Source organism: Flavobacterium polysaccharolyticum (assembly GCF_038739875.1).
Lineage (GTDB): Bacteria > Bacteroidota > Bacteroidia > Flavobacteriales > Flavobacteriaceae > Flavobacterium > Flavobacterium polysaccharolyticum.
This window is the reverse complement of the sequence record NZ_JBCGDP010000002.1, coordinates 177663-191296: the sequence shown is the minus strand read 5'-3', so window position 1 is coordinate 191296 and position 13634 is coordinate 177663. Positions and strand designations below refer to the sequence as shown.

Here is a 13634-nt window from a genome sequence, read left to right as displayed (position 1 = left end):
TCTATGTAAAAGCTTAAATTTATTTACTCAATTAGTATAAAGACTTAAAAAACAATTGTTGTTTTTCAAGTCTTTTTTTTTGTGCTAATTTTTGACACTTTCGTGGATAAGAAGGCTTTGCTTGTTCCATTTTTATAACTTAAAAAGTGGAGTTGTATTAGTTTTACTAAAGAAATAAAAAGCTAGCTAGATTTATTTTCAATTTTTTTCAATTTAATGATTCAAAAGCATAAACTCGACTGTGCTATCAGTATTTTTAAAATGACTTATTGAAATATATTAATGCGAAAATAAATGTAAACAGTGGAGTTCAGAATCCACTATAAAAACGGGGCGAATCCTGAAAAGCCATATGAGTAGGGGAGACAATAAAAACATATAATATCATGGCAACAATTAACGTTTTAATTGCAGTAGACGGAGCTTCACTAGCTTCAAAAGTAGCAGATGGTTCACTAAGTCCAGGATCGCTACAATCACCAACTAATTTAGGGTCGTATTCTTCATCTAATGTTTACATTGCAATGATTGCTCCTAACAGTTCAGTATCTAATGGAACTCAAGGTCAGTCAGAGTTGCAGATTTCTGCTAATGGTGGAGATACTGTAGAGTGGGCAATAACAACATTTGATAATAATTTTGATCAAACGGCTTATTTATATTCTGGAAGTTTTAATCCGGCGGGGTCTATTAATACGCCTTTGTCTTATGCTTCAGGAGAAGCTTATGCATATTTAGCTACTGGTAATCCACCAGCTAGTACTCCAACAAAATTTGTAAATCAAGTTAGTACAGTATCTGGAACAATTTTAAAAATTGGCTTACAAATTCAATATACTTTATCTTTTACTTTGGTAAATAATTCTAACGGAGCTATTATTGGTTATTTTATGTGGGATCCTTTTATCAATGTTAATTAATTTTAACAATAAATTTTCATAGACTATTTGCAGAATTGTAAATGTAGTTTGATTTCAATATTAGGGCTATTCATTTTGAATGGTCCTAATTGTTTTAATTCTATTCTGAAATTTCCTTTAAAACTTCATTCCGTTTGTGGATGACCTTTACTAAATGTCTTTTCAAAAATATAGCATTAAATAATTTACCAATATTGCAAAAGGTGTTTCGTGTTGAATTTGATCTTTCATGGTTATGAATCCATTAATTTAATTAAAAAAATGTTCGTGCTTGAATGATTTAAAACGACCTTCTTCCATTTCATCTCAAAAATAAGAGTATAGGTTCATTTTGTTAATTTGGCTTTTGTGAGTAAGGTAAAATCTAAAATTCTTTCTTATTCAAGTTATCTTTCATTGCGATTAATGAGCTTTGTGGTAAGCTTGTATTGGCCGCTTTACTTGTTTTACAGTTGGATTGTTGGTATAGGTCGACACTTTTCTTGTGGTCTAAAATAATTTAAAATGAAGTGTTTTTTTATTCTAGGGTCTAATTTTATTCAATAAATGGTTAACGTTTATTGAGCTGTTTTGATTATGAGTGTTTTTATGTGTAAAAAATAGCCTCGTTGTAATTTTTACTTCTCTCATGGGTATGGATCCTCGTCTCATACCATTTTTTTATTCTAGACTATACTTCTGTTGTAATTTTAATACAGAAAACAAAAAGAAGGCTAGCAAAATTTATTTTCAACATTCGTTTCTAATTAATTTTCTCAATAACATAGCTTGTATGTGTTTACATGATTTATAAAACGTTGTTTATTGAGCTGTATTAGTCAGAAATGATAAATTTAATAGTGGAGCAGAACCCACTTAAAAAAACGAAGACAGTTTATTACAGTCTTTTATAAAAAAAACGAATATGAGTTCAACAATTAATGCCCTAGGATATTCCTGGATTACGAATAGTCAACCCGCTCCTTGCACAGTAGCAGCTCCTCCTGCTCCAAATCTTCCATATTACAACAGTAATTTATGGTTACCTGCCAATGTTGAAACAGTAATTGTGGGTTCAGTCACCGATGCGTTACAACTCACATTAGCTCAGAATTCAGGTTGTTATTGGCAAGGAACAGAAATTTGGGCTGCAGCACAAGCCGTGTTGGATCTTCCATCTGGATCATCGCTTACCTATGGTAAAATCGTTGCGACAATTGCACCTGTTGGCGGATGGGCGCCTTTCATTGGCGGATGTACAGAAGAAGGACAAGATACTTCCACTACATTTGGCATTTTTACATTTGATCCTTCAGCTTCAGCTCCATTCAATGAAATTGACATTGTAGAAGTGGGGTATCAAAATCAGAATCAAGCAGGATCTTGGATCAATGCACAGCCAAATGGTCCAATAACAAGTGATGCTCAATTCTGCGTGCAACCTTGGGATGGAACAACTCCGGGAACACCAAGTTGGGATAATGTTAATCGAATTTCACTCGATCTTTCACTGATTCCTACTTCAAATGAAGTAACATTTATGGTTGACTGGCAATCAGATTCACTGACTTTTAATGCTGCGTATGGTAAATACACCGCAGCTACTTTTCCAACTACTCCGCCAATTTCATGGACCGTTCCTTCAGGTACGGCAATTCCAGCTCCCACTGCTACCATGTCATTGTACATTAATCTTTGGCCATATGGAGGGCCAACAACTGGAGATACAGTTCAATTTGTGGTAACTCATCTTGAGGTACCTACAATCAACTAGTTACCTCTTTTGGATAGAGCTTCATTATATTCTTTACTTAAAACAAAATTTGTATGAGCACAACAACAACTCCTACTGTTACAGGAATGAGTCCATCAAAAGGATCATTAATGGGCAATAACATGATTACAATAACTGGTTCAGGATTTCTGAACACTCTCCCTTTGGTTAATTTTGGATTAGCTGGAGGAACGAATGTTAAGGTAGTTTCTGACACAGTTATCACCGTTACAAATCCAAACACGGCAACCGCAGGTCCTGTTGCGGTGACAGTACTATTCAATGCAGTCTCATTTCCAGTAGGGAATTTCACTTACATGCTTCCAGAAGTCACAGGTCTTAATCCAAGTGCAAGTTCTCTAGCTGGAGGGGAAACGATTACAATATCAGGAAACTATTTTACAGGTGCTGCTGCAGTTAATTTTGGCTTAGCAGGAGCATCATCCATTGTAGTTGTTTCCGACACTGAAATAACAGTAACAAATCCCAATGCACCAAATTCAGGCGTTACAGATGTCTATGTTATTGTTCAAGGACAATCTTCGGAACAATGTACAGCAGATCAATTTACTTATACAAATGCACTTGCGCCAGGAGTACCTTTCTTATTTGCTAGTGAGTCGTTGCAAGATACTTATATTCAATTTCTTGGGGGAGATGTTGATGGGTCGTATTATGACACCAATGGAACCTTACAAACACTTGCTTCAAATACGGCTTATTCACTCATGTCTATTGCGAGCAATACAACGCTAGTACCCAATCTACCCGTTGATGTACCTGCTGTTCTTATTAATTCTTTTTCTGGGCGACTTTATGTGAGTTTAGGAGCTGGTTTAAGCGGTATGAATGATACATATATTCCTGCAGCTCAAGACTCTAATGATGCAAATTATTCACTTCGTTATCAATATTTTGAGCCGACAATCAAAAACTCTCAACTCAATGTTGATTTATCTTATATCGATTTTACTGCTATTTCACTCTCGTTGACTGCTTCAAATGCACCTCATTCAACGAACGGCAATCAACTTAGTCAAAGTAGTTTAAGTCTTGCAACTGCTACAGGGAATGCTGCTCTAATCGCTAATGGTTCTGTGCTGCCAAGTCCAACTGATCAATTACCGAGTGCATCATTTGCTCGTGTGATTAGCCCACAACTTGGTGCAAGTTCTATGTATCATGATTTTACAAGCTACCTACAAACAACATTAGCCAATACTAAGGTTTATTTGAAAGGTATGTACGTTGGGACGGGAACTCAACCAACTGGAAACCCGCTTACGCAAGCGCAAAGTTATGATTATACAGGTACATTTGATGCGAAAGGAAATGTCACATTATCACCTAATTCAGATTCTGGCAACGGTTTTTCAATTGGTGTTCCAACAGTACAACAAGGTTCAGGTGTTGGGAATCAAACGGGGAATATTGTTATTACGTTCGAAGACCTCAATGCTCAAACTGGTATTTATGGCTGTAATGCGCCCTATTCACTCAATGGAGGCAAAAAAACAGCTGGAATTACCAATGATATTTACGGTCAAGTAGTTGGAGATTTACTTGCAGGACTTAATTTTGGTTATGTAGGTAGTACTATTCAATTTGGAAATGCTTCTATAGGATCTTTGTGCAGTACACAGTGGTGGGGTGGAACAATGCCAGATGGTACAGTAGTTACCTCCAACTCAACTCCAGGTGGACAAGGCATTTATTTTAGCAGAGTACAAACCACCCCTTTGAATTATAATTCTTATGCTGGAAGTATTAGTTCATTAACATCCGGTTATGGTTATCCTTTACAAGACCGTTTGGGAACGAATTTATTGACAATGAATACTGCTGCTGATTCAGGTAGCTATCTTATGGTTTGGATTGATACAACACCAGTCGTATAGTACAAATAACTATTCTTTACTACTGCCCGGAATTACTTCTGGGCAGTTTTGTTTTAAATTCATCTTTCTCTAACGAAATCGCTTCTCACAATTCAAAATAATCATAATTAGGTAATTATGTTTTATTCTTTAAAAAATGTTTGTGTTTTAATGACTTAAATTTCCCTTTTTCCCTTTCATCTCTAAAATAAGAGTATAGGTTCATTTTGGTAATTCGGCTTTTGTGAGTAAGGTAAAAACCTAAATGTTTGCCTCATCAAGTTATCGTTTCATTTAGATTGATTAAGGCTGATGTAACTTCAACAATGGCCAATTCCTGCTTTTGAAGAAGACATCGAAGATTATTATGATGATGATTTAGGATAGAGAAATTGGCGAGAAATAATTTTAAGCCCACCTCATGTATTGAAATAGCTGTTCTATGACATTTTTTTATTTTAGACTTGACTTCTATTTTAATTTTAGTCTAGAAAATAAAATGAAAGCTGGTAAAATTTATTTTTAATTTCTAATCCAGTTCCAAAAATGAACTAGCTAACAAATAACAATTAACTAAATAAACAAACAATACTATGGGAATAATTACAGATTCTGAAAAAGACGGACTTACTAATCCACCAGGAACACCATTAGAGAAAGCAACAGTAGTGGTTACAGAAATTGGAAGTATTAATTTTGGTAAGACTTTTGAACAGCCTTTGCCAACTTTAAATCAGGCGATAATGACTGTAGATGGTTTAAAAATTACAGCTATTGTCTTAGTTAGAACAACATTAAGTGCAATTGATTTAAAACCTAAAATAAATCAGCAATTCACAATAGGTACTTATGGAGAAAAACAACTCCAATTTTTTATTTACTGTGATGAAGAACAACTTAAAGCAATTATTGACAGTAATGATGAAGCAGCAGTTGATAATACATATCGAGTTTTTAAAGTTGAGTTTACTACTACAGATGAAACAGGTTTCCCTACTATGCCTGAAGATATTAAAAATAAAGATATATTTACAGGGATAGATGTTAAATTAGAACACATTAAACAAGTACAAACTTTCCTTTGGAATATAGATCCTAAGACTTCTAGAGGAACTGTGACGACTGTGCAGAATGGAGTTCCAGGTACTTAACAAAGAAGTGAGTATTTTAAAAAAACAGCTAAAATGCGGATATTGATTTTTTTTTTAATGTTATTAATAACAAACATTTTTGCTCAAAACAAAAATGACTTCGATAAGGAATTTATACAAATATTCAAGACGAATAAAAATACCAAAATTCTAGAAGTAATTTATGAATATTACAAAAAAAAAGAGTGGGATTCGCTATTAATTTATTCCGATAGACTATTAAAAACAACAAAAAATGAAAAACTTAATAATTTGGCTCACTATTTTAGAGGACATGGCTTTAGAGGAAAAAGTCTATTCAAGGAGTCTTTAGCTGAATATCAATTAATATCATCAAAATTTCCCTTTTATTCTTATGTAGAATGTACAATTGGTGAAACACTTTTACTTCAAAATGAATATACGAAGGCATTGCAATCATTTATTCCGTTAGAAAAAAGATATAATACTATTAAATATAGGCCAATAAAAAGTGTTCTCTTACACAACATTGGCCTCTGCTATTTTCATTTAAAAGAATTTGAAAAGGCAGAGAACTATTTGTTAAAAGGTGCTGCATTACAAAAAAAGGAAAACGACACGTTATTGTTGATTAGCTCCTATATGGATATTGCCAATCTTTATTACGAACAATATAAAGATAACCAAGCGATTCCTTATTTTCAAAAAGCCTATGCCTTGTCCCAAAAAATAAAAAATTTTGAGATAAAACAAAACGCAGCTTTGAATATGGCGGTTGTGGAAGAAAACAGAAAAGATCTTACAAAAGCTATGCTGTATCGAAAAGAATATGATACTTGGAAAGACTCCGTAAATAATCAAAACAAAATATGGGCTGTAGCAGAAACAGAAAAAAAATACGCTATAAGCCAGAAACAAAAAGAAATACAACTACTAGAGTCTGAAAATAAAGTAAAGGTTTCGCAACGAAATGGTTTTGTCGCTTCTTCAATTTTATTCTTATTACTTTTTGGAACAGCTTTTTACTTTTATAATCAAAAAAGTAAAACCAATAAAATCATAGAGGCCCAAAAAGAAGATTTAGATGCTTTAAATGCTACCAAAGACAAACTTTTCTCCATTGTTAGTCACGATTTGCGTTCCTCTGTCAATATGCTGAAAGTTACCAATACAAAGTTGTTAAAAGATATTGCAAATCGGGATTATGATGCATTAGACAAAATTGTGCATAAAAATGCGGCGATTACCAACAGTACTTTTAATTTATTAGAAAACCTTTTGCATTGGGCAACGCTACAAACACAACAATTGTATTTTCATATCGAATCTGTTGATCTATATTCTGTCATCCAGCAAATAGAGTACAATTATAAACCTCTATTTGAAAATAAAAACCTTGTTTTTACGAATACTATTCCAAAAGCTACTCTGGCACTGGCAGATTTAAATTCTTTGAAAATAATTCTTCGTAACCTGCTCGATAATGCTATTAAATTTTCAAACGAAAATGGAACAATCTCTGTCTATATTGATGATAAAAATGATGCTTTTCATTACCTCATCATTGAAGATACAGGAATAGGAATGGATGAGGAAACAAGGACAAATTTACTCAAAGAAGGAAATTTGCTCAACAAAAAGAAAAACCAAAAAGGAATTGGTACTGGCTTAGGTTTACAACTTTGTAAATCGATGATTCAAAAAAACAATGGTGTCTTTACTATCGAAAGCATTGAAAATATTGGTACAAAAATGATCATCGGACTTCCTAAATACAAATCTAATGGATAAAATAAACATTCTCATTATTGAAGATACTCCTGAAGAAGCTTCTGCGCTGCAAGAAGTATTAGAAGAAAATAATTATAATGTAGTTGGAATTGCCAATACTTATCAGGAAGCTTTATCCTTATTCTACAAATTACCTATAGATCTAGTTATCATTGATGTTTTTTTAGACGGGAATCCAGATGGTATTACTTTTGCTGAAACTATTTCGATTATACCTAATGCTTTAAAACCTTTTGTTTTTTTAACCAGTTCTATAGACAGACAAATTTTTGAAAGAGCCAAACTAACCAAACCTTATAGTTTTTTGCTAAAGCCTTTCAATGGGTTAGAAACTTTATATGCCATAGAAATGGCTTTAGAGAAATTTTATGATCAATCTAATGTTTTTATCAACGATCATCAAGATACTATAATAAGTGAGTGCTATCTTTTCATAAAAAAGAAAAACGCCTTAAACAAAGTAAAAATAAGCGACATTATTTACATTGATGTAGAAGATCGCTATTGTAATATCATCACAAAACAAGAGAAATTTGTCATTCAAATCTCCCTAGGAAAAATCAAAGAGTTATTATGCAGTAAAACCTTTGTACAAACCCATCGAAAATACATTGTCAATACGAATACTATCGAAAAAATTATTCTTGAGGATAATTTATTGATTTTAGAGGGAAATCACCAAGTCACGTTTAGCGGAAAATATAAAGAAACAATAAAAAGTTTCACTATTTTGAAATAGGGTATTATTAGCTCCAATCTTTAAAATCTTCTCCATCGGGAAGATTTTTTTATTTTACACTGATTTGTAAATTTCATTCACACCTCTTTTTCTTTCCATTCACAACAGAGAGTCTTCCATTCACAACATCTTTTTCATTTATCTCTTATTCAAAAACTAATTTTATCTCAGAAAACAAAACCTAGCGCTAGAGAGTAGTTTTAAAAAGTTCTTAAAATAGAAATCTAAACTACATACAACATAATGATTATTAGGTAATTATGCATGATGTAATAAGGAATAAAGACTGTTTTAAGAATTTAAAATAATAAAACAGTGGAGCAGAACCCACTTAAATAAACGAACCTTTCTGCAAAGGGTAATTGTAGGGGCGGAAATCGAAAAGCCTTATGTATATCATTAGATACAGGTCTTTTGAGTAACCATTTCGGTTAATGAAAAGACAATTAATGACCTAAGGATTTAATGATACAGAAAAAATATAAGTCACTTGAAGGTCTGGTGACCTAATTAATCCTGTTAAAAAAATAAAAAAATGAATCAAAAAATGAAAAACAATCTAGTAGTAAAAGCGGCTCGAAAGAGTGATCTCAGAACAGCAATTGAGGCTGAATACTCAATGACAAAGCTGTTTGTTATATCCAATGGAGTAAGGTCGAAACAAGTAAACGTTTCGAACGTGCTTTTTGTCGATGTAAATTCCGAAGACGAATCGAAAGTTTCAAATGAGATAGAATTAAAAACATCTCTTACCAATGGAATTCCTATTGTAATCAATGAGCCTAGTGCGAATTTACTGAAAAATCTTACTGGATTTGGTGTTGATGGTTGCGAAGCAGCTATCATTATCAAAGGAAAAGGGAATTATTTCTATACCAGAACTTTTATGAAGGCTAACTTTGATATTGAGCAGGTAAAAACAGCAACTATGCAAATTCAGGAAGTACGAAAAGATGAGAACGAAGAAGAGAGAACTTCTGAGCCTGAAGTGCACTCAAACCTCGTTTCCTATGAGGAAATTAATCTTGTAGAAGCAGTACTCGAAGGGTTGAAAAATATAGCTGAAATTGAGTCAATCCTCGATGCCCTTGGAAATAGTTCATGGCAGAATGAATCAGTACCTCAGAATCGAAAATGGTCTAATTACTGGGCTATGGACAGTTGGAAAAGTATGGTTTTGAATGATCCTTCAGAGGAAACATCGAAAACACAAACTGCCAGATTTAGATTTACTTGTACATTTAGCCTTTTAGCAGCAAATAAGCCTGCGAAAGTGAAGATTTTTAATGTCTCTGTCGGTGGAACAGGGTTTGAACCAATGATTGCAGGTCAATCATTGATTCGAGATAATAACAAGCATCGTGGATGGGCACAATCTTTGACATCCGTCGAATTCTTACCGACTAGTAATGAATTTGGCAACATTGAGTCTTATCTACCTATCAATACAGCTAAGGAGGTTACAGTAAGTACTGGCTATAGTTGGGATATTGGTTTCAGTGGTGGAGTGAGTGCAGAAGGGCCTTCAGGTGAAGTGAGCTTCTCTTACTCTGAAAATAAATCAAGCAGTATATCCAATCTGGATTTTGAAACATTGACTGAATCGGAAGGTGATAACGGAATGCGTTTCTACCACAATTGTCATATAGTAGGGGGTGATACGTCTGTAAACCCTAAAGAAATGTTCGGAAGTGAGTGGACAAAAATGATGGGCAAAATGTTCTATTATCATTTCCCCGATGGTGATAGAGTACGTAGTTGGCCGAATCTTTCAAAGTCTCTTCTGAAGCCAGGTTGTGAATGTGTTTGGTATGCAAAGTCAACGGCATCAAAAACAGGAGTTATTAAATTCGGAGCGACACAAGGGTTAAATTATTTTTACTCTAAGGGTGGGGTGAATCACAATTCCCACATTAAAAACACTATTTCAAATAGTATTCAGATTGATATGGCCAATGTTAATTATGATGACCCCCGATAAAGTGTTGGTTTTAAAGGAAAATAATACATGAAAAACATAATGAAAAATATATCGACACAAAATTGGATGAGTGCTTTGGATGAGACTATTACGCTCGACAAGCTTTCTATACCTGGTACCCATGATTCAGGAACTGAAAAAACAAGCAAAGGTGCTGGTCATACCCAGAACTTTGGTATTCGTACTCAGCTAGATGATGGTATCCGTTTTTTAGACATTCGAGTTAAGAATAAAGGCAAAAACGAAAAGGATCCGCTCCAAATATATCATGGATCGCTCAATTGCGAAATTTCTTACGGAGATGTTCTTAATGATTGTAAAAAATTTCTGGAGCTGAATCCATCTGAGATCATCATTATGCTAATGAATGCTGCCTCTGATGGTGACAAAAACATAGAAGAAGGTTTTGACAAATATGTTAGCAACCCGAGTTATCATGATCTGTTCTGTTTAAAAACTGTACCACCTAATTTGAGTAAACTGAGAGGTAAAGTGGTATTGTTTCGAAGATTTCTGAGTAAAAAATCTAGTGAAAATGGCGTGGATCTATCAAAAGGCTGGAAGGATAATGCCACGTTTGACTTGAGTACGCCTCAAGGGGTGAAGTTTTATATAGAAGATAACTATAAAGAGCACGACACCCATGAAAAACTGAAGGATGTAAAGAGCACGATAGTAAAAGCCACGTCGAACCCAAATGATGGAGTTATTTATATTACGTATAATAGTATATCTCAAGGGAGCCACACACCTTATCAATATGCATGGGGAGGTGGTTTAGGAAAGGTAGATCCAATGATGAATCCAGGCTTGGAAGATTTTCTCAAAATACAGCAAGACGGCAAAAGATTAGGTACTGTAATGCTGGACTTCTACAATAATGAGACTGGAAAAATTAACAAACGAAATGTAGAGTTAATAATTGACTCCAATGAGGGTGTTCAACTATCTCGTTAGATTGTGTATACTATCTCACAGCAGATAAGGATCAGGCTTCCCGCTGCACAAAGTCTCATGACTTTTGCGTTTTTTTAAATGTTTTTGAAGACATAGAGCTTATTAGAAAATCAATTTTTAATTTTAAAAAACAAAAAGTATCTCTTTTTTAAGGAGATACTTTTTGCTTTTTCGAATAGAACAATATCGCAGTAATATAAGTTTTGCTGGCATCATTATAAGTATTTGACATACCGTGAAATATTTTTCTGATCTCTTCTTTCTAAATTTAAACTATCAAATAAGTGCTATATAGTATGATATCAATACAACATTAAGAGTTACAGTTTTAATGTTTCATCGAACTACTTAAAAATCTTCTCCATCGGGAAGATTTTTTATTTTACACTGATTTGTAAATTTCATTCACACCTCTTTTTCTTTCTATTCACAACAGAGAGTCTTCCATTCACAACATCTTTTTCATTTGCCTCTTATTCAAAAACTAATTTTATCTCAGAAAACAAAACCTAGCGCTAGAAAGTAGTTTTCATAAGTTCTAAAAATAGAAATCCAAATTACAGACAACCCACAGTTGCTTAACTGATTATAGACGTGTAATAAGGAGTAAAAACTGTTTTACGAATTTATAATAATAAAACAGTGGAGCAGAACCCACTTTAAAAAACGAACCTTTCTGCAAAGGTTAATTGCAGGGGCGGAAACCGAAAAGCCTTATGAGTAGGGAAACTAAACATTAACATTATGATAACATTATTTAACGAATCAAAAAGTACAATTCGTGTTGCTGTCAATAGATGGGCAGATGGAGATACTTCTTTTTTTAAAATTAATAACGGGGGAACTGAGAAGTGGGATAGAGGAGACGAAAATGGCTTTGTCATGGCTATTAAATTTGACAGCAATATAATAAAAAGATATTATGTGAAAGCTGATAGTGTAATTACTGTTGAACCACTGAATATTGTTTTGGATGGCGTGAATACTATAAATCCTGTAGGGTAAAAGAATTTCTACTATTAGAGCTTGTATAAATTTCTTCTTCATAGAGTTACTAAAAAGAGATTCTATGTAGAAGAAATTTATCACCCTAACAAAACACTAATTCATCACACTCATCTATAAAACACAACAGTGGAGCAGAACCCACTTTAAAAAACGAACCAAAGTCTAGAAAGGACAACTATTCATTTTAAAAACAAGAAATTATGTGTACAAGAATTGTTTATACAAACGAAAATAATAAAACCATTACAGGAAGAAACATGGATTGGGCTGATTGGTCAAAAGCAAGTGTTTGGGTATATCCAGCAGGTATTGAGAGAAACGGAGCCATTGAAGGTCTTCCGGTTAATGAGCAATATTCATGGACCTCTTTATACAAAAGTGTAACAACTGCTGCTCAGGATGCTGCAACGGCTGACGGAATGAATGATCAAGGTTTAGCGGCTAACTTACTTTGGTTATCGACTTCAGAATACCCAAGTGCTACAACACCTGTTCAAGGATCTCCTATCTCCATTAGTGTTTGGGCGCAATACATACTTGATTTGTGTAAAGATGTTCATGAAGCGATTGAAGCCATGAATCAGGTGTATGTCATTACGGCTAATTATCCTGGAACAACTAGAACTGCTGATTGTCATCTGTCTGTCAGTGATAAAAAAGGGAATTCTGCTATTTTTGAGTACATAGAAGGAGTACTTAATGTTTCAACGAATGTCAAAAGCAATCTGAATAAGGATTGTATTTTGATTGATTCCTTTACACAAGCGCAAGTGCGTGTTATGACAAACCAACCTGTTTTTACAGAGCAAATTAAGCTCAATTATTTTTGGGAAAACGTAAACGAGAAAGTGTATTTGCCCGGAAGTAGTCAGTCCGTTGATCGTTTTGTGAGGGCTTCCTTTTATACGAAAAACTTAATAGAAGGAAACATCAAAGAAGATGAAGCATTAGCAGGTGTTTTGAGCATTATGCACAATGCTGCACAACCATTTGTTGACAATAGTGTAGATGAAGAAGATCCAAACACTAGTATCACTCAGTATACAACTCTTAGTGACCAGGAAAAAGGTGTTTTTTATTTCGCTGCTTCCCGAAGTCCATTTGTTGTATGGATAGATCTAAATAAGATTTCATTTTCCCAAAATGCTTCGGAAAATGAAATGGGACTTACATTAGAATTTGAAGAAAATGGAACTTCAATTAAAGGACATCCCTTCGCATCTGGTAATGCAATAGATTATTTAGTAGAAAAAAAGACTTTCTCGTTTTTAGAAGCCAGTATGGAATCAGTCCCGGCTTAAGTTTGTGATCAGTATCAAGATTACTCGGTAGTAGGGGACAATTTATTACTGCTAAGAGGTAATCACAAAGTAACTTTTAGTAAAACACACAAAGATAGCATAGGCAACTTTACCATTTTCTAAAACAATCTTGTGCTTGTATAAGGTATTTGAAAATCTTCCTTTCTTAGGGAGATTTTTTATTTGGAATAATTA

10 protein-coding genes are annotated in these 13634 nt (G+C 33.8%); all 10 read left to right on the top strand.

Going from position 1 to position 13634, the window contains the following annotated elements:
* The first annotated feature begins 386 nt into the window (after positions 1-386).
* Positions 387-920, top strand: a complete 534-nt coding sequence (locus WFZ86_RS02675) for an AidA/PixA family protein (protein ID WP_342690489.1) — start codon at positions 387-389, stop codon at positions 918-920.
* Between the two features lie 904 nt (positions 921-1824).
* A complete protein-coding gene (locus WFZ86_RS02670; protein WP_342690488.1) occupies positions 1825-2673 on the top strand; it encodes a hypothetical protein in 849 nt (282 codons plus the stop codon).
* A gap of 53 nt (positions 2674-2726) precedes the next feature.
* The gene (locus tag WFZ86_RS02665; protein ID WP_342690487.1) at positions 2727-4571 is read left to right on the top strand and encodes an IPT/TIG domain-containing protein; all 1845 of its coding nucleotides are present in this window, start codon (positions 2727-2729) and stop codon (positions 4569-4571) included.
* Between the two features lie 572 nt (positions 4572-5143).
* On the top strand, positions 5144-5701 hold the full coding sequence (locus WFZ86_RS02660) for a hypothetical protein (protein ID WP_342690486.1): 558 nt from the start codon (positions 5144-5146) through the stop codon (positions 5699-5701).
* Between the two features lie 57 nt (positions 5702-5758).
* Entirely contained in the window at positions 5759-7453 is a 1695-nt protein-coding gene (locus WFZ86_RS02655) for an ATP-binding protein (RefSeq protein ID WP_342690485.1), read from the top strand.
* Positions 7446-8192: a LytR/AlgR family response regulator transcription factor gene (locus WFZ86_RS02650; RefSeq protein WP_342690484.1), complete on the top strand. Its 747-nt coding sequence runs from the start codon at positions 7446-7448 to the stop codon at positions 8190-8192. The genes WFZ86_RS02655 and WFZ86_RS02650 overlap by 8 nt, the downstream gene beginning before the upstream one ends.
* A 619-nt stretch (positions 8193-8811) precedes the next feature.
* A complete protein-coding gene (locus WFZ86_RS02645; RefSeq protein ID WP_342690483.1) occupies positions 8812-10173 on the top strand; it encodes a hypothetical protein in 1362 nt (453 codons plus the stop codon).
* 27 nt (positions 10174-10200) lie between these two features.
* The gene (locus WFZ86_RS02640; RefSeq protein WP_342690482.1) at positions 10201-11130 is read left to right on the top strand and encodes a phosphatidylinositol-specific phospholipase C; all 930 of its coding nucleotides are present in this window, start codon (positions 10201-10203) and stop codon (positions 11128-11130) included.
* A gap of 744 nt (positions 11131-11874) precedes the next feature.
* The gene (locus tag WFZ86_RS02635) at positions 11875-12135 is read left to right on the top strand and encodes a hypothetical protein (protein ID WP_342690481.1); all 261 of its coding nucleotides are present in this window, start codon (positions 11875-11877) and stop codon (positions 12133-12135) included.
* A gap of 203 nt (positions 12136-12338) precedes the next feature.
* The gene (locus WFZ86_RS02630) at positions 12339-13439 is read left to right on the top strand and encodes a linear amide C-N hydrolase (RefSeq protein WP_342690480.1); all 1101 of its coding nucleotides are present in this window, start codon (positions 12339-12341) and stop codon (positions 13437-13439) included.
* Positions 13440-13634 lie beyond the last annotated feature (195 nt).

Coding starts and splice junctions, on each gene's coding strand:
- WFZ86_RS02670 (WP_342690488.1), top strand. CDS start 1,825: ATGAGTTCAACAATTAATGCCCTAGGATATTCCTGGATTACGAATAGT.
- WFZ86_RS02630 (WP_342690480.1), top strand. CDS start 12,339: ATGTGTACAAGAATTGTTTATACAAACGAAAATAATAAAACCATTACA.
- WFZ86_RS02665 (WP_342690487.1), top strand. CDS start 2,727: ATGAGCACAACAACAACTCCTACTGTTACAGGAATGAGTCCATCAAAA.
- WFZ86_RS02645 (WP_342690483.1), top strand. CDS start 8,812: ATGACAAAGCTGTTTGTTATATCCAATGGAGTAAGGTCGAAACAAGTA.
- WFZ86_RS02640 (WP_342690482.1), top strand. CDS start 10,201: ATGAAAAACATAATGAAAAATATATCGACACAAAATTGGATGAGTGCT.
- WFZ86_RS02650 (WP_342690484.1), top strand. CDS start 7,446: ATGGATAAAATAAACATTCTCATTATTGAAGATACTCCTGAAGAAGCT.
- WFZ86_RS02635 (WP_342690481.1), top strand. CDS start 11,875: ATGATAACATTATTTAACGAATCAAAAAGTACAATTCGTGTTGCTGTC.
- WFZ86_RS02660 (WP_342690486.1), top strand. CDS start 5,144: ATGGGAATAATTACAGATTCTGAAAAAGACGGACTTACTAATCCACCA.
- WFZ86_RS02655 (WP_342690485.1), top strand. CDS start 5,759: ATGTTATTAATAACAAACATTTTTGCTCAAAACAAAAATGACTTCGAT.
- WFZ86_RS02675 (WP_342690489.1), top strand. CDS start 387: ATGGCAACAATTAACGTTTTAATTGCAGTAGACGGAGCTTCACTAGCT.